Here is a 22,802-nt window from a genome sequence, read left to right on the forward strand (position 1 = left end):
TTTCGTCAGAATGCTAAATTAATACAATGCTTTACCGCTGCTGTCTTTCACGTTGGTTTTCCATGCAGCGCGAATCTGCTCAACCACGTTGTCCGGCAGGGTGGCGTAATCCAGCGCGTTAGCCTGTTTGCCGCCGTTTTTGTACGCCCAGTCGAAGAACTTCAACACTTCAGCGCCCTGCTCAGGTTTCTTCTGCTCTTTGTGAACCAGAATGAAGGTGGTAGAGGTGATTGGCCACGCACCATCGCCTTTCTGGTTAGTCAGATCCTGAGCGAAGGATTTGCTCCAGTCAGCGCCTTTTGCAGCGTTAGCAAAGTTCTCTTCAGTCGGGCTGACTGGCTTACCATCGGCAGAAACCAGTTTGGTGTAAGACAGGTTGTTCTGCTTAGCGTACGCATACTCTACATAGCCGATAGAACCAGGCAGACGCTGTACGAACGCGGCGATACCGTCGTTGCCTTTACCACCCAGACCGGTTGGCCAGTTAACGGTAGAACCGGAACCGACTTTAGATTTCCACTCTTCGTTCACTTTCGCCAGGTAGCTGGTGAAAACGAAAGAGGTACCGGAACCATCTGCACGACGAACCACTGCGATGTTCTGCGAAGGCAGTTTGACACCCGGGTTCAGTTTGGTGATGGCTTCGTCATCCCATTTTTTGATTTTACCGAGGTAGATGTCACCCAGGGTTTTGCCGTCCAGGACCAGCTCGCCTGATTTCAGGCCTGGAATGTTAACGGCCAGCACAACACCACCGATAACGGTCGGGAACTGGAACAGGCCTTCCTGCGCCAGTTTGTCATCAGACAGTGGAGCGTCTGATGCGCCGAAATCAACGGTATTCGCGGTAATTTGTTTTACGCCACCGGAGGAGCCGATACCCTGATAGTTAACCTTGTTACCGGTTTCTTTCTGGTAGGTATCCGCCCATTTGGCATACACCGGCGCAGGGAAGGTTGCACCAGCGCCAGTCAGGCTTGCTTCTGCAAATACAGAGAACGCGCTCAGAGATAAGGTCGCGGCGACAACAGTTGCGACAGTGGTACGCATAACTTTCATAATGTCTCCTGCAAGATTTTCGTAAATCGTTGTTTAGTGGCTACGATGAGCAAAATAGGACAAACAGGTGACAGATAAATGTACGAATTATGACAGTTTTATGACAATGAAAATTTAGCTTAAATATCAGTAAAAATTCATTTAATTATCATCTAGTTAACCACTTACATGACAGCAAGTTTTCAGAAATATTTTCTTTATGTGACACTGAAAAAAGTAGCTGAAGATGACAGATTGTCATAAATAAAAATGCGGATGGGTTGATTAAAAACAAACCAGGAAGGATAAAAAAGCTCCACCCGAAGGTGGAGCCTGAGGGGATTATTCTACGGTGACCGATTTCGCCAGGTTACGTGGCTGGTCAACATCAGTGCCTTTGATCAGCGCGACGTGGTAGGCCAGCAACTGCAGCGGAACGGTGTAGAAGATAGGGGCAATCACCTCTTCCACATGCGGCATCTCGATGATGTGCATATTGTCGCTGCTCGCAAAGCCGGCGTCTTTATCGGCGAAGACGTACAGTACACCACCGCGGGCGCGGACTTCTTCGATATTGGACTTCAGTTTTTCCAGCAGTTCGTTGTTAGGTGCCACAACGATGACCGGCATGTCTGCGTCAATCAGCGCCAGCGGGCCGTGTTTCAGCTCGCCTGCTGCGTAAGCTTCCGCGTGGATGTAGGAGATCTCTTTCAGCTTCAACGCGCCTTCCAGCGCAATTGGATACTGATCGCCACGGCCGAGGAACAGGGCGTGATGTTTGTCAGAGAAATCTTCCGCCAGCGCTTCAATGCGTTTGTCCTGAGACAGCATCTGCTCAATACGGCTTGGCAGCGCCTGCAGGCCATGAACGATGTCATGCTCAACAGCCGCATCCTGCCCTTTCAGACGCGCCAGTTTCGCCACCAGCATCAGCAGAACGGTCAGCTGAGTGGTAAACGCTTTGGTGGAGGCCACGCCGATTTCCGTGCCTGCGTTGGTCATCAGCGCCAGATCGGATTCACGAACCAGCGAAGAACCCGGCACGTTACAGATGGCCAGAGAGCCCAGATAGCCCAGCTCTTTAGAGAGACGCAGCGCCGCCAGGGTGTCCGCCGTTTCGCCAGACTGGGAAAGGGTGATCATCAGGCTATTACGACGCACCGCGGATTTGCGGTAGCGGAATTCTGAAGCGATTTCCACGTCACACGGAACACCGGCCAGGGATTCAAACCAGTAGCGGGAGACCATACCGGAGTTGTAGGAGGTACCGCAGGCCACGATCTGAATATGCTCAACCTTACCGAGCAGCTCATTGGCGTTGGCACCCAGTTCGCTCAGGTCCACCTCGCCGTGGCTGATGCGCCCGGTCAGGGTGTTTTTGATGGCGTTCGGCTGCTCGTAAATTTCTTTCTGCATGTAGTGACGGTAAGCGCCTTTGTCGCCTGCGTCGTACTGCAGATTGGATTCGATCTCCGGGCGTTTCACCTGCTCGCCTTTGGTATCGAATACCGTCACGCTGCGACGCGTCACTTCCGCGATATCACCCTCTTCCAGGAAGATAAAGCGACGGGTAACCGGCAGAAGTGCCAGCTGGTCAGAGGCGATAAAGTTCTCGCCCATGCCCAGACCGATAACCATTGGGCTACCGGAACGTGCGGCCAGCAGCGTGGACGGATCGCGTGAATCCATGATTACCGTACCGTATGCACCGCGCAGCTGAGGGATCGCGCGCAGCACCGCTTCACGCAGTGTACCGCCCTGCTCCAGCTCCCAGTGAACCAGGTGAGCAATAACTTCGGTGTCGGTTTCAGAGACGAAGGTATAGCCGCGCGCTTTAAGTTCTTCGCGCAGCGGTTCGTGGTTTTCGATAATGCCGTTATGCACTACCACGATGTGTTCGGACACATGCGGGTGCGCATTGCCTTCAGACGGTTCGCCGTGGGTCGCCCAGCGGGTGTGCGCAATACCCGTGCCACCGTGCAGCGGATGATCTTCCGCAGCCTGGGCCAGCATCTGCACTTTACCGAGACGACGCAGACGGGTCATATGCCCTTCTGCATCCACAACTGCCAGACCGGCAGAGTCGTAACCACGGTATTCCAGACGACGTAAACCTTCGAGAAGAATTTCAGCAATATCACGCTGCGCAACTGCGCCAACAATTCCACACATAGTTTAATTTCCTGATTATGGCGTTATGCCATGCGTTGTCGCTGACCTGTATTTGCCCTTTCCGGGCACCCCGAGCCTTGTAGAGAGTGGGGTTATTGTTATAAGTACTGCCTTTGGGGGGAGGATTATGTTATCCCCTCACCCCATCCCTCTCCCCAGAGGGGCGAGGGCAAAAAACACCGCACCGAACGAGCGCTCTCCTCGCGGGAGAGAGCGGGGTGCAGGTCGTTACTTTTTCTTCACCGGGCGTTTCCAGCCCTGCTTGTGAACCTGCGGCACGCGGCTCAGCACCAGCTCATTGTCGGCAACATCGCGCGTCACGGTCGTCCCAGCGGCAATGGTTACCCCGTTCCCGACCGTCACCGGTGCCACCAGCTGTGTATCAGAACCGACAAACACATCATCACCGATGATGGTTTTAAACTTGTTGGCACCGTCATAGTTGCAGGTGATTGTTCCTGCACCAATGTTCACGTTATCGCCAATTTCTGCATCGCCCAGGTAGGTTAAATGGCCGGCTTTGGAACCTTTGCCCAGACGCGCTTTTTTCATCTCAACGAAGTTGCCAACATGGGCGCCTTCGAGCAATTCAGCGCCAGGGCGCAGACGTGCGAACGGCCCAATGGTGCATGCCGCGTCCAGATGTGCATCTTCAACCACGCTGTACGGGCTAATGTCGCAGTCGTCACCGATGACGCTGTTTTTGATAACACAACCGGCACCAATTTTGACGCGGTGGCCAAGCGTGACGTTGCCTTCAAGGATAACGTTAGTATCGATTTCAACGTCGCGCCCGTGAGATAAGGTCCCGCGCAGATCGAAACGCGCCGGGTCGCGCAGCATAACGCCTGCCAGGAGCAGTTTTTCAGCCTGTTCGGACTGATAAACGCGTTCCAGGCGGGAAAGCTGAAGGCGGTTATTCACCCCTTCGGTTTCGCTAATGCGTGCCGGATGAACCGCCGCAATCTCACGCCCTTCCTGATAGGCCATCGCGATGATGTCGGTGATGTAGTACTCACCCTGCGCATTATTGTTGGTGAGCTTCGACAGCCAGCGCTTCAGGTCCGCGCCATTGGCAATCAGGATACCGGTGTTGATCTCCTGAATCTGACGCTGTGCGTCGCTGGCATCTTTATGCTCAACGATACCCGTTACGTTACCGTTTTCGCGGGTAATGCGGCCATAGCCGGTCGGATCGTCAAGCACGACGGTTAACAACCCGATGCCACCCTGCGGTTTAGCTTCACGCAGGCGGGCAAGGGTGTCGACAGAGATCAGCGGGACGTCGCCGTAAAGCATCAGAATATCTTCGTCATCCGCAAAGAACGGGGCGGCCTGCTGCATGGCGTGTCCGGTCCCCAACTGTTCTGCCTGAAGCACCCAGTTGAGTTTGTCATCGTTCAGCGTCTTTTTAAGCAGATCGCCGCCGTGACCATAGACCAGATGGACCTGACGGGCACCCAGTTCATTAGCGGCATCAATGACATGCTGCACCATCGGCTTTCCTGCCAGCGTGTGCAGTACCTTTGGAAGATCGGAATACATGCGGGTACCTTTACCGGCGGCAAGGATGACCACGCTCATTGTATTGTTCAACATACGCGTCCTGACTGTAATTTGAGTAAGAAGTTAAACCCGTTGACGTTGAAAATTCTACATATTTTGCGTCATAAAATGGAATGGCGGTAAAACGTTCAACATCAGCCAATAATGGCTATTTGAGGCCATTTTTAGGGGCAGAGTAAACCCCTTTTTCTGTGGAAAATAGCCTTCTCGCGATAAGTCGCTAGCACACACAATAGCTTAGCTATTCTTTTGGATCATGAATAAAGATCGGTGTGATACGACACCATAAAAAAAGCCAGCCTGGAAACCAGACTGGCTTTGTGCTTTTCAAGCCGGTGTTACATCGCTTTTTTGGTCAACTCGATAACGCGCAGTTTCGCGATCGCTTTGGCCAGCTCCGCAGACGCCTGAGCGTAATCCACGTCACCATGAGAGCTGCTAATGTGCTCTTCAGCCTTACGCTTCGATTCCAGGGCTCGTGCTTCGTCGAGATCCTGGCCACGAATAGCGGTATCGGCCAGAACGGTCACGCTGCCAGGCTGCACTTCAAGAATGCCGCCGGACAGATAGATAAACTCTTCATGACCGAACTGTTTAACGATGCGGATCATACCAGGCTTAATGGCGGTGAGCAGCGGTGCGTGACCCGGGAAAATACCCAGTTCACCTTCACTACCCGTTACCTGGATTTTCTCGACCAGACCAGAGAACATTTGTTGCTCTGCGCTGACGACGTCCAGGTGGTAAGTCATTGCCATATCACCCTCCGATTAAGGCGTTAAAGTTTTTTGGCTTTTTCCACGGCTTCGTCGATGGAACCAACCATGTAGAACGCCTGCTCCGGCAGGTGATCGTATTCGCCTTCCATGATGCCTTTAAAGCCACGGATGGTGTCTTTCAGGGAAACGTATTTACCCGGAGAACCGGTGAATACTTCCGCAACGAAGAACGGCTGGGACAGGAAGCGCTGGATCTTACGCGCACGTGCTACCACCAGTTTGTCTTCTTCAGACAGCTCATCCATACCCAGGATGGCGATGATGTCTTTCAGTTCCTGGTAACGCTGCAGCAGGGACTGTACGCCACGCGCGGTGTCGTAGTGTTCCTGACCCACAACCAGTGGATCCAGCTGACGGCTGGTGGAGTCCAGCGGGTCAACGGCCGGGTAAATACCCAGAGACGCGATCTGACGGCTCAGTACCACGGTTGCGTCAAGGTGCGCAAAGGTGGTGGCTGGGGATGGGTCAGTCAAGTCATCCGCAGGTACGTATACCGCCTGAACGGAGGTAATAGAACCGGTTTTGGTAGAGGTGATACGTTCCTGAAGAACACCCATCTCTTCCGCCAGCGTCGGCTGATAACCTACCGCTGAAGGCATACGACCCAGCAGTGCAGATACTTCAGTACCGGCCAGGGTGTAACGATAGATGTTATCAACGAACAGCAGAACGTCACGGCCTTCGTCACGGAACTTCTCAGCCATAGTCAGGCCAGTCAGCGCAACGCGCAGACGGTTTCCTGGTGGCTCGTTCATCTGGCCGTAAACCAGGGATACTTTGTCCAGAACGTTGGAGTCGGTCATTTCGTGGTAGAAGTCGTTACCCTCACGAGTACGTTCACCTACGCCCGCAAATACGGAGTAACCGGAGTGCTCGATCGCGATGTTACGGATCAGCTCCATCATATTTACGGTTTTACCTACACCCGCACCACCGAACAGACCAACTTTACCGCCCTTCGCAAACGGACACATCAGGTCGATAACTTTGATGCCGGTTTCCAGCAGTTCCTGAGAGCTGGACAGCTCTTCGTAGGAAGGTGCTGCGCGGTGGATAGCCCAACGCTCTTCTTCACCGATGTCGCCTTTCATGTCGATTGGTTGACCCAATACGTTCATGATACGACCCAGTGTTGCTTTACCTACCGGGACTTCGATCGGGTGCTCAAGGTCTTTAACTTCCAGACCACGACGCAGACCGTCGGAAGAACCCATCGCGATGGTACGCACGATACCGCCGCCGAGCTGCTGCTGAACTTCCAGCACCAGGCTCTCGTTACCATTCTGTACCTCAAGCGCGTCGTACACGCGTGGTACGGCGTCCTGAGGGAACTCGACGTCCACCACGGCGCCGATTACCTGGACAATCTTTCCAGTAGCCATCTTGAATCCTCTACGTAATTCGTAAACCTGGTTAAACCGCGGCGGCCCCCGAGACGATCTCGGTGAGTTCCTGAGTAATGCTGGCCTGACGAGCTTTGTTGTAAACCAACTGCAGCTCTTTAATCAGGCTGCCGCCATTATCGGTCGCGGCTTTCATCGCCACCATTCGTGCGGCCTGCTCGCTGGCCAGGTTTTCTACAACGCCCTGATAAACCTGAGATTCAACGTAACGACGCAGCAGGGTATCCAACAGCGGTTTCGGATCGGGTTCATACAGGTAATCCCAGGATTTTTGCTTCAGCTCGTCATCTTCTGATGCCGGTAAAGGCAGCATCTGAGTGAGCGTTGGAACCTGAGACATGGTGTTAATAAATTTGTTGCTGACAACGTACAGTCTGTCCAGACGGCCTTCATCGTAAGCCTGCAACATCACTTTAACCGGGCCGATCAGCTCGGACAGGGAAGGGTTATCACCCATACCCGTCACCTGAGCGACAATGTTGCCACCAACGGAGTTAAAGAAAGAGACGCCTTTAGAGCCGATCATTGCGATATCGCACTGAACGCCTTTTTCAGACCATGCTTTCATATCCGCCAGCAGTTTTTTGAACAGGTTAATGTTCAAGCCGCCACACAGACCACGGTCGGTCGACACCACCAGGTAGCCCACGCGCTTAACGTCGCGTTCTTCCAGGTAAGGGTGCTTATATTCCAGATTACCGTTTGCAAGGTGACCAATCACTTTGCGCATGGTTTCTGCATAAGGACGGCTGGCCGCCATGCGATCCTGCGATTTACGCATTTTGGAAGCGGCGACCATCTCCATCGCTTTAGTGATCTTTTGCGTGTTCTGGACGCTTGCGATCTTACTACGTATCTCTTTTGCGCCGGCCATGAGCTTCTCCTCAATGCCAGGCGGCTTGTCCTGAGACAAGCCGCCGGACGATTACCAGGATTGGGTTGCTTTGAAGGAATCGAGGATAGCTTTCAGCTTGCCTTCGATTTCGTCGTTATAGCCACCGGTCTGGTTGATCTCTTGCATCAGCGGAGCGTGATCACGGTCGACGTAAGCCAGCAGAGCGGCTTCGAAGCTACCGATTTTCGCCAGTTCCACATCTTCGAGGTAACCGCGTTCAGCCGCGAACAGAACCAGGCCCTGCTGAGCAACAGACATTGGTGCGTACTGTTTTTGCTTCAGCAGCTCGGTCACTTTCTGACCGTGGCTCAGCTGTTTACGGGTTGCTTCGTCCAGATCGGATGCGAACTGAGAGAACGCAGCCAGTTCACGATACTGTGCCAGCGCGGTACGAATACCACCGGACAGTTTCTTGATGATCTTGGTCTGAGCAGCACCACCCACACGGGATACGGAGATACCCGGGTTAACTGCCGGACGAATACCGGAGTTAAACAGGTTGGTTTCCAGGAAGATCTGACCATCGGTAATGGAGATTACGTTGGTCGGAACGAACGCAGAAACGTCACCCGCCTGGGTTTCAATGATTGGCAGCGCGGTCAGAGAGCCGGTTTTACCCTTCACTTCACCTTTGGTGAAGTTCTCGACATATTCCGCGTTAACGCGGGAAGCACGCTCCAGCAGACGAGAGTGGAGGTAGAATACGTCGCCAGGGAACGCTTCACGTCCAGGTGGACGACGGAGCAGCAGGGAAACCTGACGATATGCAACGGCCTGTTTAGACAGGTCATCGTATACGATCAGCGCATCTTCACCGCGGTCACGGAAGTATTCGCCCATTGCGCAACCGGCGTATGGTGCCAGGTATTGCAGTGCAGCAGATTCAGAAGCGGTCGCCACAACAACGATGGTGTTAGACAGCGCGCCGTGCTCTTCCAGTTTACGAACCACGTTAGAAATGGTGGACGCTTTCTGGCCGATAGCCACGTACACACATTTGATGCCGGAGTCACGCTGGTTGATGATGGCGTCGATAGCCATCGCGGTTTTACCGGTCTGACGGTCACCGATGATCAGTTCACGCTGGCCACGACCGATTGGAATCATGGCATCAACGGACTTATAACCAGTCTGCACTGGCTGATCAACGGACTGACGGTCGATAACGCCTGGTGCGATAACTTCGATTGGGGAGAAGCCATCGTGCTCAACCGGACCTTTACCGTCGATTGGCGCACCCAGGGTGTTAACAACGCGACCCAGCAGGCCACGGCCAACCGGCACTTCCAGAATACGGCCAGTACACTTAACCTTCATGCCTTCGGCGAGGTCAGCGTATGGACCCATCACAACTGCACCTACGGAGTCGCGCTCCAGGTTCAGTGCGATAGCGTAACGGTTACCCGGCAGGGAAATCATCTCACCCTGCATACAATCGGCCAGGCCGTGGATGCGGATAACACCGTCACTTACAGAAACAATAGTACCTTCGTTGTGAGCTTCGCTCACAACACTGAACTGAGCAATGCGCTGCTTGATCAGTTCGCTGATTTCGGTGGAATTCAGTTGCATGCTCCAGTCCCCTTAAGACTGCAAGACGTCTGCAAGGCGTTCAAGACGGCCGCGTACGCTGCCATCAATGACCATATCACCCGAACGGATGATTACGCCTGCCATTACAGACTTATCGATTTTGCAATTCAGCTTAACTTTGCGTGACAGACGTTTTTCCATCGCGGCGGTAATTTTCGCAAGCTGTTCATCACTCAGTTCAGTCGCAGAAGTCACTTCGACTTCAGCGGTAGCTTCACTAAGGGCACGTAAGTGCTCAAACTGCTCGAGAACATCCGGGAGCACACGGAGACGACCATTTTCTGCCATTACCTTAATCAGGTTCTGACCATTGGCATCCAGTTGCTCTCCGCACACGGCGATAAACGACGCGGCGAGAGTTTCAGGCGCTAACGCACCAGAAAGCAACTCGGCCATTTGTTCGTTTTTCGTCACCTCAGCGGCAAACGCCAGCATATCCTGCCAGCGATCGACATTTTGGTGTTCGACAGCAAAGTCAAAAGCTGCTTTGGCGTAGGGGCGAGCTACCGTAACAAATTCAGACATCAGCCCCTCCCTCCTTACAGTTCAGCGACAAGTTTGTCCACGATGTCGCTGTTAGCAGCTTCATCCACGGAACGTTCGATGATCTTCTCGGCGCCAGCAACAGCCAGAATCGCAACCTGCTTACGCAGTTCTTCGCGAGCACGTTTACGCTCAGCTTCAATTTCAGCCTGAGCTTGTGTCACGATCTTAGTACGTTCCTGTTCTGCTTCAGCTTTGGCTTCGTCCAGGATCTGCGAACGGCGTTTGTTAGCCTGTTCGATGATAACCTGAGCTTCCGCTTTCGCTTTTTTCAGCTGGTCTGTCGCGTTGGCCTGTGCAAGGTCCAAATCTTTCTTAGCGCGTTCTGCAGAAGCCAGACCGTCAGCAATTTCTTTCTGACGTTTTTCGATGGCAGCCATTAAAGGCGGCCATACATACTTCATGCAGAACCAGACAAAGAGAATAAACGCGATGGCCTGGCCGAGGATTGTTGCGTTCATGTTCACAGCACAATACCTCTTTAATATCTGTGGCTTAGGGTTTTAAAACTACTACTACGCGACAGCAAACATCACGTACAGACCCAGACCTACAGCGATCATTGGGATAGCATCCACCAGACCCATAACGATAAAGAACTGAGTACGCAGCAGAGGAATCAGATCAGGTTGACGCGCTGCGCCTTCCAGGAATTTGCCCCCGAGGATGCCGATACCGATCGCAGCACCGATAGCCGCCAGACCCATCATCACAGCGGCAGCCATGTACAGCAGATCCATATTCAGGTTTTCCATGACAGTCTCCAGTTTGTTTCAATTAAAACGTAGTAGTGTTGGTAAAAAATCAGTGCTCTTCAGACGCCATCGACAGATAGACGATCGTCAGAACCATGAAGATAAAGGCTTGCAGCGTAATGATCAGGATGTGGAAAATGGCCCAAGGCACATTCAGAATCCACTGTGACCACCACGGCAGAAGACCCGCGATCAGAATGAAAATCAGCTCACCCGCATACATGTTGCCGAACAGTCGCAGACCCAGTGAAACAGGTTTGGACAGCAGGCTAACGCCTTCCAGGATCAGGTTGACCGGAATAAACGCCCAGTGGTTGAACGGCTGCAAGGTAAGCTCTTTCACGAAGCCGCTTACGCCTTTCATTTTGATGCTGTAGAAAAGAATCAGGATAAACACGCCCAGCGCCATCGACAGGGTGATGTTCACGTCAGCGGACGGCACCACGCGCAGTGCTGGCAGACCGAGGACATGTTCGCCAATCCACGGCAGGAAATCGATTGGCAGCAGGTCCATCAGGTTCATCAGGAACACCCAAACGAACACGGTCAGGGCCAGCGGAGCAATCAGCTTGCTCTTACCATGGTACATGTCTTTGACGCTGCCATGGACGAAGCCGATGATCATTTCGATGAACGTCTGGAATTTCCCTGGAACACCGCTGGTCGCTCTTTTCGCAACACCGCGGAACATGGCCAGGAACAGAAGACCCAAAACGACCGAGAAGAACATGGAGTCGATGTTGATCGTCCAGAAGGTGGCCGGGGGGTTATGCGGATCCACCAGCGAGAATGTACGCAGGTCCAGCTGAAGGTTATTCAGATGGTGACCTATGTAATCCTGCGGCGTCATATTTTCTGAAGCCATGATGCCTTTTACCCTTTGTTGTTGATTACAGCTGGAGCCAGAACTTGTACCACCAGCACCAAAACCCACGTTGCTATCAGCGGCATGAATACCACTTTCAAAACCGCCAGCGCCATCACCAGTAGAGCTAAGGTCAGCAACACCTTACACACTTCACCGAGAGCGAAGGACCAGGCCACACGGCCTTTGGCGGGTGTATGCGCCTGATGACGCCAGGCAAAAATCATAAACAATACGTTTGGCAGAACAACCGCCAAACCCCCGCACACGGCGGAGATGCCCCAGAAGGGGTCTTTGAGGCTAAACAGCAGTCCACTTGCTATCACAGCCAGAAACTGAATGAACAGAAGCTTACGAGCAACGTTTCTACTCAAGAGCGACACAGACATCACGTTTTTACTCCTGCTCCCTTCGAGGTATGCCGCGTGTCGTATAAAACGTCCTTTAAGGCTCAGAGTCAAGCATCAAAAAGCGGTCAAATTATACGGTGCGCACCCGTGATTTCAAACATTAAGTAGCGAAAAGGTGAATAAATGTTTAAATATTTTTCCCCGCCGCTATTTTTTAACTTTTCCTGAAAGCCACGACCTTCGACCAAAACTGCAAACAGTGCGAAAACGTTGGCTACAAAGCGTGCACGAGATCACAAAATACACATTTGCGATAAGGGTGTATTTATCAAAGACGCAAATCGGTTTATTTCATCTTTATGAAATTAAAGACAAATTATCGTAACTATTTTCAAAACAGCCCGGTATACAATAAAAACCTTTTATTGACATTCTTAATAAATATTTAACATTCGATTCTGGTTGCCGTATTCCACTTTTAGCAGGCTGATATTTTCGATGTTGACTATCTTCATGCTGAACAATGGCTGTTACGTTAACCGTTAGAAAAACCTTAGTAACACAGAGGTTAAACTCTCTTCGGTAAAACCCGAGAATTAGTGCTGTTATTTAACATGGTCAGAACAGCACTAATTCCACAATTTTTATTAAATATTTAAAAATTGTTTGGCTTAATTATCACCAGATGGCGTTCACCCTCAAGCTGAGGAATGTTTAATTTCTCAACGGATTCGACAGCAAAACCCTCCGGAAGCTGTTCAATTTCATCGCCCGGCAACTGCCCTTTCAGGGCATAAAAGCGGCCATCTTGTGCAGGCAAGTGCTTACACCAGCTCACCATATCATTGAGCGACGCAAACGCGCGGCTGATAACACCGTCAAACGGTGGCTCCGCGGGGAACGCCTCTACCCTGCTCTGTACAGGGGCGATATTCTCCAGCTTCAGCTCATGCTGTACCTGACGTAAAAAACGGACGCGTTTGCCAAGGCTGTCCAGCAGCGTGAAATGGCTCTCAGGGCGGACAATCGACAGCGGGATCCCCGGCAGGCCAGGACCTGTGCCCACATCGATAAAGCGCTCCCCTTTAAGATACGGCGCAACCACGATGCTATCGAGGATATGACGAACCAGCATCTCGTTGGGGTCGCGAACAGACGTCAGGTTGTACGCTTTATTCCATTTGTTCAGCATATCGACATAGGCCACCAGCTGAGTTTTCTGGTGATCGGTGAGCGAAATACCTGCCTGTTCCAGCAGACGAGAGAGTTTATTGAGCACAGTGGGTACCTGTTTAGACATAAATTGCCCGGTGGCGCTTACCGGGCCTACGAATTAGCAGGGCGGGTAGCGAAGCGCCACCCGCCAAAAGCACTGGATATTATGCGCTACGGCGCAGCATACCTTGCTTTTTCAGCCACACCAGCAGAATCGAAATCGCGGCAGGTGTGACACCGGAGATACGGGACGCCTGACCGATCGACACAGGCTTGTGATCGTTCAGCTTGGCGATCACTTCATTGGAAAGCCCCGTCACCTGACGGTAGTCCAGCATTTCCGGCAGCAGCGTATTTTCGTTGCGCTGCTGTTTTTCAATCTCATCCTGCTGACGCGCGATGTAACCTTCGTATTTGACCTGGATCTCAACCTGTTCAGCCGCTTCAGCGTCTTCAAGGCCAGGCGCGAACGCAGTCAGTTTCACCAGGTTCTCGTAGGTCACTTCAGGGCGACGCAGCAAGTCTTCGCCGCTGGCTTCGCGCGAAAGCGGCGCAGTTAAGTGAGCATTCACTTCTGCAGCGGTTTCCGCCTGTGGATTCACCCAGGTGGTTTTCAGACGCTGACGTTCCTGCTCAATGCGTTCCAGTTTTTCGTTATAGCGCGCCCAGCGTTCGTCATCCACCAGACCCAGTTCACGACCCACTTCGGTCAGACGCAGGTCGGCGTTATCTTCGCGCAGCATCAGGCGATATTCCGCGCGAGAGGTAAACATACGGTACGGTTCTTTGGTACCCAGGGTGCAGAGATCGTCGACCAGCACGCCCAGATAAGCCTGAGAACGCGCAGGTGCCCAGCCCTCTTTCTCCGCAGAGAAGCGTGCTGCGTTCAGACCGGCAAGCAGACCCTGAGCGGCAGCTTCTTCGTAACCGGTCGTGCCGTTAATCTGGCCGGCGAAGAACAGACCATGGATGAATTTGCTCTCCAGGGTTGGCTTCAGGTCACGCGGATCGAAGAAATCGTACTCAATAGCGTAGCCAGGACGAACGATTTTCGCGTTCTCCATACCCTGCATTGAGCGAACAATTTGCATCTGCACATCGAACGGCAGGCTGGTGGAGATGCCGTTCGGGTAAATTTCATTTGACGTCAGTCCTTCCGGCTCCAGGAAGATCTGGTGCTGGTTACGATCGGCAAAGCGCATCACTTTGTCTTCGATCGACGGACAGTAACGCGGGCCGATCCCTTCGATCACGCCAGCGTACATTGGGCTGCGGTCAAGGTTATTGCGGATCACGTCATGGGTTTTTTCGTTGGTATGCGTGATGTAGCACGGTACCTGCTGCGGATGTTGAGCCGCATTGCCCATGAACGAGAACACCGGCATGGGGTTATCACCGTGCTGTTGTGCCAGCACGCTGAAATCAATGGTGCGCGCATCAATACGCGGTGGCGTGCCTGTTTTCAGGCGACTGACGCGCAGCGGAAGTTCACGCAGGCGACGAGACAGCGGAATGGACGGCGGATCGCCAGCACGGCCACCGCTGTAGTTATCCAGACCGATATGGATTTTGCCATCCAGGAAGGTCCCGACTGTCAGTACGACGGCTTTAGCGCGGAACTTGAGGCCCATCTGGGTTACGGCACCCACAACGCGATCGTTTTCAACGATAAGATCTTCTACCGCCTGCTGGAAGATCATCAGGTTTGGCTGATTCTCCAGGGCAGTACGTACCGCCTGACGGTAAAGCACGCGGTCTGCCTGAGCACGGGTGGCGCGCACAGCGGGACCTTTGCTCGCGTTTAGTATCCTAAACTGGATGCCGGCATGATCGATCGCTTTCGCCATCAGGCCGCCAAGTGCATCCACTTCTTTTACCAGGTGTCCTTTCCCAATGCCGCCAATCGCCGGATTACAGGACATTTGTCCCAGCGTGTCGATATTGTGTGTCAAAAGCAGGGTCTGCTGACCCATTCGCGCTGCGGCCATTGCGGCCTCAGTGCCTGCATGACCCCCGCCAATGATGATGACGTCAAAAGGATCCTGATAAAACATGGTGGTCTGCCTCGCGTAAAGCGGTATGAAAATGGATTGAAGCCCGGGCCGTGGATTCTACTCAACTTTAGTCTTTCGAGAAAGCATTGGGATCCTGGGCTATTAAAAAGAAGATCTTTTTATTTAGAGATCTGTTCTATTGTGATCTCTTATTAGGATCGCGTACCTCTGTGGATAAGCCCGATCTCACGATGAAGATCATGCAGTTAGAAAGGATCGTTTGCTGTGAATGATCGGTGATCCTGGCCAGTATAAGCTGGGATCAGATCGCGACTTTATACACAGGGCCAAAACGGCCTCAGAGTTATAACTTGGATAACTACCGCTTAATACGAGCTTTTAACCAGAGTTATCCACATCTGTTCGCGCGATCTTTAATCGTTTTTGAGTAAATTTTTCCATTCACCCAGCCAGATCTCCGCTGGATCTTCCGGAATGTCATGATCGAGGATGTTGATCTTCAGTGTTTCACCCAGCTGTTTTGCCCCACAGGCAGTCACAGCGGCTTCGACTTTCTCTATTGCACCGCAAAAGGTGTCATATTCACGACTGCCGATACCCACCGCGCCAAAACGGACGTTTGACAGGTCAGGCTGCTGTTCCAGCAGTTCGTCATATAAAGGTTGCAGATTATCCGGCAGATCGCCTGCGCCGTGCGTCGAGGTGATCAGTAGCCAGACCCCATCAGTCGGGAGATCGTCAAGCAACGGGCCGTGCAGTGTTTCGGTGGAAAAGCCCGCGTCTTCCAGCTTCTCAGCCAGATGTTCCGCAACGTATTCCGCGCCGCCCAGGGTGCTGCCACTGATAAGGGTAATGTCTGCCATTGATCGCTCGCTCAAATAAAGAGGGGCTCATTGTACGCTGTGAACGAGCTGGGATCTACCTGTGGAAAATGTGGGAATGAATTTGCCCGATCAGGGGCGGATGGTACGCATGATCGGGTTCTGCAGGGAGATCAATGTTTCAGTGGACTGAATTTCATCAATTGTTTGGATCTTGTTGATAAGTACCTGCTGGAGGGCATCAATGGAGCGGCACATCACCTTTATAAAGATACTGTAGTGCCCGGTGGTGTAGTAGGCCTCCGTGACTTCTTCAAGCGCGTTGAGCTTCGCCAGGGCTGACGGATAATCTTTGGCGCTTTTGAGAATAATGCCAATAAAGCAGCAGACGTCATAACCCAGCTGCTTAGGGCTGACGTCGATACGTGCGCCGGTAATGATCCCCGCCTGTTTCATCTTTTCCACGCGGACGTGGATTGTGCCCGGACTGACGCCAAACTGTTTCGCCAGTTCCGCATAGGCAGTACGTGCATTGGCCATTAAGGCCTCCAGGATGCCGCGGTCCAGATTATCGATCTGATAATTTTCCATAGCTTTTTCTTATGAACATTAATGAATCTCTCTATTCTAGCGTCTTATTTTAATGAATCAAAAGTGAAGGTGGCTTTTTGTTGATGGGTTATTGAATAACAGGCCATTTCTGTTGCTTAATCTCTATCAACAGGACGCAGGAGTATAAATAATGAAAACCGCTTACATCGCAAAACAACGCCAGATCAGCTTCGTTAAATCCCATTTTTCACGTCAGCTGGAAGATAAGCTTGGTCTGATCGAAGTCCAGGCGCCCATTCTCAGCCGCGTGGGTGACGGGACGCAGGACAACCTTTCTGGATGCGAAAAAGCGGTACAGGTGAAAGTGAAAACACTGCCAGACGCCCAGTTCGAAGTGGTGCATTCCCTTGCGAAGTGGAAACGTCAAACCCTGGGACAACACGACTTCAGCGCGGGCGAAGGGCTTTACACGCACATGAAAGCCCTTCGCCCCGATGAAGACCGTCTTACGCCAATGCACTCTGTCTACGTCGATCAATGGGACTGGGAGCGCGTCATGGGCGATGGCGAGCGTCACGTCGGTACGCTGAAATCCACCGTTGAGGCGATCTACGCCGGGATCAAAGCGACCGAAGCGGCAGTGAGCAAAGAGTTTGGTCTGGCACCGTTCCTGCCGGAATCGATCCACTTTGTCCACAGCCAGGAACTGCTGAGCCGTTATCCCGATCTGGATGCCAAAGGCCGTGAGCGTGCGATCGCCAAAGAATTGGGTGCTGTGTTCCTGATCGGGATTGGCGGCAAATTGTCTGACGGTAAACGCCATGATGTGCGTGCGCCGGATTATGATGACTGGAGCACGACGGGTGAGGGCGAACGCGCCGGTCTGAACGGCGATATTCTGGTCTGGAACCCGGTGCTGGAAGATGCGTTCGAGCTCTCTTCAATGGGGATCCGCGTGGATGCTGACGCCCTGAAACGTCAGCTGGCACTGACCGGGGATGAAGATCGTCTTACGCTGGAGTGGCACCAGGCGCTGCTGCGCGGAGAGATGCCGCAGACCATTGGCGGCGGTATTGGCCAGTCCCGTCTGACCATGCTGCTGTTGCAGCTGCCACATATTGGTCAGGTGCAGTGCGGTGTCTGGCCACAACAGGTACGCGATCGCGTTGAATCTCTTCTGTAATTAGCGCTGCCAGCGTCTTAGCAGGCGGCTACGTAACCCGGTATCAAAGCGCCAGATATGATCGAAGATGCGCATGATGCCGGGCTTTCCATGGGCAGACATCGCCACAGCATGGAAACGGTGCTGATGCACTCGCTGTAGCTCCTTCACTTTATTCACCACGTCATCCGGTAGCCGCTGGGCAATAAAATCGGAGATGACCACGGCGTCAGCGTCATACCAGTCTCCGCCCTGCATCCGCTCAACGATGCTTCGAAAACAGCTGGCCAGATCGGTACCGCCACGAAAGCGCTGGCTTAAAAAGCGGATCGCCTGCTCAATACCCTGCTGATGGGTCAGTTCATACCCCACAACTTCGCTGGAAAAGAGCATGATGAAGCAGCGACGTCGATCGGCGAGCGCCACGCGCATCAGAGCCAGGCAGAACGCTTTCGCGCACTGTTCGTTAAACCCTCCCATCGAGCCGGACGTATCCACGCACACAATAAAGGGCCCGCGCGGCTGTTCGTCAAAATCCTGATGGATGACCGGGCGCTGGCTGAGCTTTTCACGCCAGGCTTCGCCATGCAACCGGTAGGTCAGAAGCTGTTTTTCCACCAGCCGGCGATAAAACTCGTACTCAAGCTCAGTCATCCCCAGCGTACTCAGCTCCGTGGGCAGCAGGCGCAAAATATCGTCGCTTTGCTGGAGCCCATCCACCTGCTCAGGCACGGTGGCCGGTTCACGGACCAGGGTGCGGAAGGTCTCCATTGGGGCATCTTTCTTTGGGACCGATTTGGCCTCCCGTGAGCGACCCAGCTGTTCGGCAAGCTTCATCAGCTCTGGCTGCTGTGCCAGAAAATCGCCGTACTTGACGATGAGCTGGTAATCTCCGCGCCGCAGCTGACCGGCGCTCATATCCCAAAGACGCCCGGCTGCGTTTTCATTTTCCACCAGCACCTGCTCCAGCTGACCGCTTAAGGTCATGCGTTCCTGCACTTCGCTAAGCAGCTGTTCACGCTCCTCATCCAGCAACTGCTGGTTCAACGTTGTGGCCTGCACCACCAGGCTGAGGCGCCAGCGTTGTAAAAAGAGGGTGTGTAGCGCGGGGGTAAACGTGGCGTTATCCGTGACCAGCGCCCGCGCCTGGCTGGCAAACGGAGAGTGTACTGTGTCGAGTAACGTCAGGGTTTGCGGGAGCTGGGCGATAAACTGTGACGTAGAGAGCCGCTGGCACTGCTGATAGCAGGCCACCTCGTCAGTTAATTCAGGGGGGACTTCGGTCTCTTTGAACCGCTGACGCAGGTTTTCGCGCCAGCGCGGGAGATCGTCGGTCATCGCCTTTTTGAGCCGTGGGAATTTTTCAAAAAAAGCCGCCAGCTGCGGGGAGGCCAGAAGGGTGATGACCACCTCTTCGATCAACCCCTCTTCGCTGACGGCCAGCATGACGTTAAGCGTATCCAGCGTTAGCATTGACGAGCCTGTTTGATCTGCGCGCTGACATCCTGCAGGCTGGCTTCGATGCGACCTAACCAGTCGCTATGAATAAAGAGGCATTTTTGCTGCTCGCTGAAGCGCGTATGTTGCTGGTGCCATTCTGTATCCAGCGCTTCAAGCTGGCGTTTAATCTCTTCCGGCACGCTGTCAGAGGCGGTTCCCGGAAGCGCAAGACGCGATCCCTGCAGGCTGACGTCGCGGATCACCAGATGCTGGCTGCTGTCCACTTCCAGCGTCAGCGGCTGGGCAAAACCGATGCCGTTGAGTTTGCCGCGGATCTCCCCGCCCTTATCAAGCCACTGAGCCAGTGGCTCTCGCTCCACGGTAATATGGACCACCTGCATGTCATGCAGCTTAAGGGGCTGCTGAAGCAGGAGCGTCAGCGTTGTACTGGTCAGTTCGGACGGCAGCTCATAATGCGCTTTGCGGGCGAACATACCGCCAAGGCGGTTTACTTTCAGCGCTGTTTTGTCGCTTTGTTGTTGCTGCAGCTGAATACGCCGTTGGGCAATCGCCCCGAGCTGGTTGAGCATCGACTGCTGGCCCCAGGCGTGTCCGGTCATCAATACGTCAAGCTGCTGCTGCATCAGGTTCATGCCTTCCGCGTCGTGCCAGAGACAATCTTTTAAAAGGATCAGATCGATTGGCGCAACGGCATCGCGGCCGCTGAACAGGGCGCTGGCCTGCAGCAGGCGGATCGCTTTTTTCCAGCGACGGTCGGAGACATACGGCGCAGAAGGCAGTAAATCGAGCTGCTGGCGCAGCAGATAGATCAGCTCAAACACCGAATCCGGCAGTGTGATTTTGCCGATATCCTCCTGCCACTGGTAATACTCCTCATCCGTGACCTGCAGCGAAGCGGGGACCGGGTTTTCATTCTCATCCTGCTGGCTGACCAGCATCGAGCGGAAGTTGGATTTATCCTGCACTTTGTCGAGCCACAGGCGGATCAGCATGCGGTCATACAGCGCTTCAAGGCTGCTGTCGGCTTCCGGGAGTTCGTTAGAGGCCGCCACCAGCAGGCGCATCGGGATTTTCTCTTCGCTGGCACCGTTGCGGAATCGGCGTTCGTTTATCGCCGTGAGCAGGGTGTTCAGAATAGCCGGCCCCGCTTTCCAGATCTCATCAAGAAAAACAATTTCCGCTTCCGGAAGATACCCCTCAGTCAGGCGCTGATAGCGCCCCTCATCTTTCAGCGCCTGAATGGAAAGCGGGCCGAAAACTTCTTCTGGGGTGGAAAAGCGGGTCATCAGGTATTCGAAAGCGCGGGCGTTCTGAAAGGCAAATTTCAGCCGGCGGGCAATCAGGCTTTTGGCGATGCCCGGAGGTCCAAGCAGAAAGACGCTTTCGCCGCTCAACGCTGCCAGTAAACAGAGGCGAATGGCGTGGCTACGCTCGAAAAGGCCTTTTTCCAGCGCGCCGCTGAGGCGGGAAATTCTTTCTGCTATTAAATGTGAGTGAGCCATAATAGTTTTGCATCCTTTCGCCGTCGTGGCGGCCAATTGAAGCGAGTATAGACGTTTCAGTCAGGGCTGGTAATAGACTGAAGTGCGGCGCTATTTTCTTTGCGCTACATTAATGCGGTTGCATTTAGGGGTACGATTTTGCATTGAATCGTGCATACTGTGCGCTTTTTGTGGGCCAAGGGACTAAGCACACATTTGTTATTTAAACGAAAAGACTAGTCTATGAGCACTGATAATAAGCAATCATTACCCGCAATAACGCTTGCGGCGATCGGGGTTGTCTACGGTGATATCGGCACCAGCCCGCTTTATACGCTTCGTGAATGTCTGTCCGGTCAGTTTGGTTTTGGTGTTGAGCGCGATGCCGTCTTTGGCTTCCTGTCCCTCATCTTCTGGCTGCTGATCCTGGTGGTTTCAGTGAAATACCTCTCCTTCGTTATGCGTGCAGATAACGCCGGTGAAGGGGGAATCCTGACTCTGATGTCCCTTGCCGGGCGGAATACCTCCGCCAGAATGACGTCGGTGCTGGTCATTATCGGCCTGATTGGCGGCAGCTTCTTCTATGGGGAAGTCGTCATTACTCCCGCGATTTCGGTTCTCTCGGCGATAGAGGGGCTGGAGATTATCGCGCCACAGCTTGATTCGTGGGTTGTTCCGCTGGCGATCCTTGTCCTGACGCTGCTGTTCATCATCCAGAAGCACGGCACCGGGCTGGTGGGCAAGCTGTTCGCTCCGATTATGCTGGCCTGGTTCCTGGTCCTGGCGGCACTCGGTTTACGCAGCATTATTGCTAACCCGGACGTGCTGCATGCGCTGAACCCATACTGGGCCGTGCATTTCTTCCTTGAATACAAAGTGGTTTCCTTCGTCGCGCTCGGTGCCGTCGTGCTCTCTATCACCGGTGTTGAGGCGCTGTATGCCGATATGGGGCACTTCGGGAAACTGCCTATCCGCGTGGCGTGGTTTTTAGTGGTCCTGCCGTCGCTGGTGCTGAACTATTTCGGTCAGGGTGCGCTGCTGCTGCAAAACCCGGAGGCGATTAAGAACCCATTCTTCCTGCTGGCTCCGGACTGGGCGCTGGTGCCCATGCTGATTCTGGCGACGCTGGCGACCGTTATTGCCTCGCAGGCGGTAATTTCAGGTGTGTTCTCTCTGACGCGTCAGGCCGTGCGTCTGGGGTATCTCTCGCCTATGCGCATTATCCATACCTCCGAGATGGAGTCGGGCCAGATTTACATTCCGTTCATCAACTGGCTGCTCTATTTCGCCGTGGTGATTGTCATCGTCAGCTTCGAGCACTCCAGCAACCTGGCGGCGGCGTACGGTATTGCGGTAACCGGTACGATGGTACTGACCTCGCTGCTCTCCACCACGGTAGCGTACCGAAACTGGCACTGGAACAAATTCCTCGTGATGATGATTCTGGTCGGCTTCCTGTGCATTGACGTGCCGCTGTTCTCCGCCAACCTCGACAAGATTGTCTCCGGTGGCTGGCTGCCGCTGACGCTCGGTCTGGTGATGTTCATTGTCATGACCACGTGGAAAAGCGAACGTTTCCGCCTTCTGCGCCGTATGCATGAGCACGGTAACTCCCTGGAGGCTATGATTGCCTCGCTGGAGAAATCGCCGCCGGTACGCGTGCCGGGCACCGCGGTGTATATGTCGCGTGCGCTGAACGTTATCCCGTTTGCGCTGATGCATAACCTCAAGCACAACAAAGTGCTGCACGAGCGCGTGATCCTGCTGACCCTGCGCACCGAAGATGCCCCGTACGTCCACAATGTCCGCCGCGTGCAAATCGAGCAACTGTCGCCGACCTTCTGGCGCGTCGTGGCAAGCTACGGCTGGCGTGAGACACCAAACGTCGAAGAGGTGTTCCATCGCTGCGGTCTGGAAGGTCTGAGCTGTCGCATGATGGAGACCTCGTTCTTTATGTCCCACGAGTCGCTGATTATCGGCAAGCGCCCCTGGTATTTGCGTCTGCGCGGCAAGTTGTACCTTATCCTGCAGCGTAACGCCCTTCGCGCACCTGACCAGTTTGAGATCCCGCCTAACCGTGTGATTGAGCTGGGAACGCAGGTCGAAATCTAGGTCCTCGTGTGGCCTGATGCCCTC

At 53.6% G+C, this 22,802-nt stretch carries 20 protein-coding genes; 2 read left to right on the forward strand and 18 right to left on the reverse strand.

What is annotated here, in order from left to right:
- Positions 1-18: 18 nt before the first annotated feature.
- From pstS to asnC, 16 genes are all read right to left on the reverse strand, one after another.
- Positions 19-1,059: a phosphate ABC transporter substrate-binding protein PstS gene (pstS, locus tag ACMVME_RS18055; protein WP_014172287.1), complete on the reverse strand. Its 1,041-nt coding sequence runs from the start codon at positions 1,057-1,059 to the stop codon at positions 19-21.
- A gap of 321 nt (positions 1,060-1,380) precedes the next feature.
- Positions 1,381-3,210 (reverse strand): glutamine--fructose-6-phosphate transaminase (isomerizing), encoded by a 1,830-nt coding sequence (glmS, locus tag ACMVME_RS18060; RefSeq protein WP_044857050.1) that lies wholly within the window; start codon positions 3,208-3,210, stop codon positions 1,381-1,383.
- Between the two features lie 228 nt (positions 3,211-3,438).
- A complete protein-coding gene (gene glmU, locus ACMVME_RS18065) occupies positions 3,439-4,809 on the reverse strand; it encodes a bifunctional UDP-N-acetylglucosamine diphosphorylase/glucosamine-1-phosphate N-acetyltransferase GlmU (protein ID WP_014172285.1) in 1,371 nt (456 codons plus the stop codon).
- A gap of 305 nt (positions 4,810-5,114) precedes the next feature.
- The gene (locus ACMVME_RS18070; protein ID WP_006177560.1) at positions 5,115-5,534 is read right to left on the reverse strand and encodes a F0F1 ATP synthase subunit epsilon; all 420 of its coding nucleotides are present in this window, start codon (positions 5,532-5,534) and stop codon (positions 5,115-5,117) included.
- Between the two features lie 20 nt (positions 5,535-5,554).
- Positions 5,555-6,937: a F0F1 ATP synthase subunit beta gene (gene atpD, locus ACMVME_RS18075; protein WP_006177559.1), complete on the reverse strand. Its 1,383-nt coding sequence runs from the start codon at positions 6,935-6,937 to the stop codon at positions 5,555-5,557.
- Between the two features lie 31 nt (positions 6,938-6,968).
- Complete coding sequence (atpG, locus tag ACMVME_RS18080) at positions 6,969-7,832, reverse strand: F0F1 ATP synthase subunit gamma (RefSeq protein ID WP_020882764.1); 864 nt, start codon at positions 7,830-7,832, stop codon at positions 6,969-6,971.
- A gap of 51 nt (positions 7,833-7,883) precedes the next feature.
- The gene (gene atpA, locus ACMVME_RS18085) at positions 7,884-9,425 is read right to left on the reverse strand and encodes a F0F1 ATP synthase subunit alpha (RefSeq protein ID WP_006808751.1); all 1,542 of its coding nucleotides are present in this window, start codon (positions 9,423-9,425) and stop codon (positions 7,884-7,886) included.
- Positions 9,426-9,437: 12 nt separating this feature from the next.
- Positions 9,438-9,971, reverse strand: a complete 534-nt coding sequence (gene atpH, locus ACMVME_RS18090; RefSeq protein WP_014172281.1) for a F0F1 ATP synthase subunit delta — start codon at positions 9,969-9,971, stop codon at positions 9,438-9,440.
- A gap of 14 nt (positions 9,972-9,985) precedes the next feature.
- A complete protein-coding gene (atpF, locus tag ACMVME_RS18095; protein WP_003862370.1) occupies positions 9,986-10,456 on the reverse strand; it encodes a F0F1 ATP synthase subunit B in 471 nt (156 codons plus the stop codon).
- A 48-nt stretch (positions 10,457-10,504) separates the two neighbouring features.
- Entirely contained in the window at positions 10,505-10,744 is a 240-nt protein-coding gene (gene atpE, locus ACMVME_RS18100) for a F0F1 ATP synthase subunit C (protein ID WP_000429386.1), read from the reverse strand.
- A gap of 49 nt (positions 10,745-10,793) precedes the next feature.
- The gene (gene atpB, locus ACMVME_RS18105; RefSeq protein WP_014172280.1) at positions 10,794-11,609 is read right to left on the reverse strand and encodes a F0F1 ATP synthase subunit A; all 816 of its coding nucleotides are present in this window, start codon (positions 11,607-11,609) and stop codon (positions 10,794-10,796) included.
- 8 nt (positions 11,610-11,617) lie between these two features.
- Entirely contained in the window at positions 11,618-11,998 is a 381-nt protein-coding gene (atpI, locus tag ACMVME_RS18110; RefSeq protein ID WP_251858949.1) for a F0F1 ATP synthase subunit I, read from the reverse strand.
- A 616-nt stretch (positions 11,999-12,614) separates the two neighbouring features.
- Positions 12,615-13,238: a 16S rRNA (guanine(527)-N(7))-methyltransferase RsmG gene (gene rsmG, locus ACMVME_RS18115; RefSeq protein ID WP_032679279.1), complete on the reverse strand. Its 624-nt coding sequence runs from the start codon at positions 13,236-13,238 to the stop codon at positions 12,615-12,617.
- Between the two features lie 100 nt (positions 13,239-13,338).
- A complete protein-coding gene (gene mnmG / locus ACMVME_RS18120; RefSeq protein WP_032679278.1) occupies positions 13,339-15,228 on the reverse strand; it encodes a tRNA uridine-5-carboxymethylaminomethyl(34) synthesis enzyme MnmG in 1,890 nt (629 codons plus the stop codon).
- 374 nt (positions 15,229-15,602) lie between these two features.
- Positions 15,603-16,052, reverse strand: coding sequence for an FMN-binding protein MioC (gene mioC, locus ACMVME_RS18125; protein WP_020882767.1), 450 nt, complete (start codon positions 16,050-16,052; stop codon positions 15,603-15,605).
- 90 nt (positions 16,053-16,142) lie between these two features.
- Complete coding sequence (asnC, locus tag ACMVME_RS18130) at positions 16,143-16,601, reverse strand: transcriptional regulator AsnC (RefSeq protein WP_014172275.1); 459 nt, start codon at positions 16,599-16,601, stop codon at positions 16,143-16,145.
- Positions 16,602-16,752: 151 nt separating this feature from the next.
- Between asnC and asnA the strand changes: the two genes are divergently transcribed.
- Positions 16,753-17,745: an aspartate--ammonia ligase gene (gene asnA, locus ACMVME_RS18135; RefSeq protein ID WP_020882768.1), complete on the forward strand. Its 993-nt coding sequence runs from the start codon at positions 16,753-16,755 to the stop codon at positions 17,743-17,745.
- Here the strand turns inward: asnA and viaA are convergent, their stop codons facing one another.
- Positions 17,746-19,197, reverse strand: coding sequence for an ATPase RavA stimulator ViaA (viaA, locus tag ACMVME_RS18140; RefSeq protein ID WP_014172273.1), 1,452 nt, complete (start codon positions 19,195-19,197; stop codon positions 17,746-17,748). It abuts the gene before it with no gap.
- Complete coding sequence (gene ravA, locus ACMVME_RS18145; RefSeq protein WP_025202724.1) at positions 19,191-20,687, reverse strand: ATPase RavA; 1,497 nt, start codon at positions 20,685-20,687, stop codon at positions 19,191-19,193. The genes viaA and ravA overlap by 7 nt, the downstream gene beginning before the upstream one ends.
- 222 nt (positions 20,688-20,909) lie before the next feature.
- Between ravA and kup the strand changes: the two genes are divergently transcribed.
- A complete protein-coding gene (gene kup, locus ACMVME_RS18150; RefSeq protein WP_014172271.1) occupies positions 20,910-22,778 on the forward strand; it encodes a low affinity potassium transporter Kup in 1,869 nt (622 codons plus the stop codon).
- The last annotated feature ends 24 nt before the right edge of the window (positions 22,779-22,802 follow it).

It is taken from the genome of Enterobacter cloacae complex sp. 2024EL-00711 (assembly GCF_047529885.1).
Classification (GTDB): Bacteria; Pseudomonadota; Gammaproteobacteria; order Enterobacterales; family Enterobacteriaceae; genus Enterobacter; species Enterobacter ludwigii.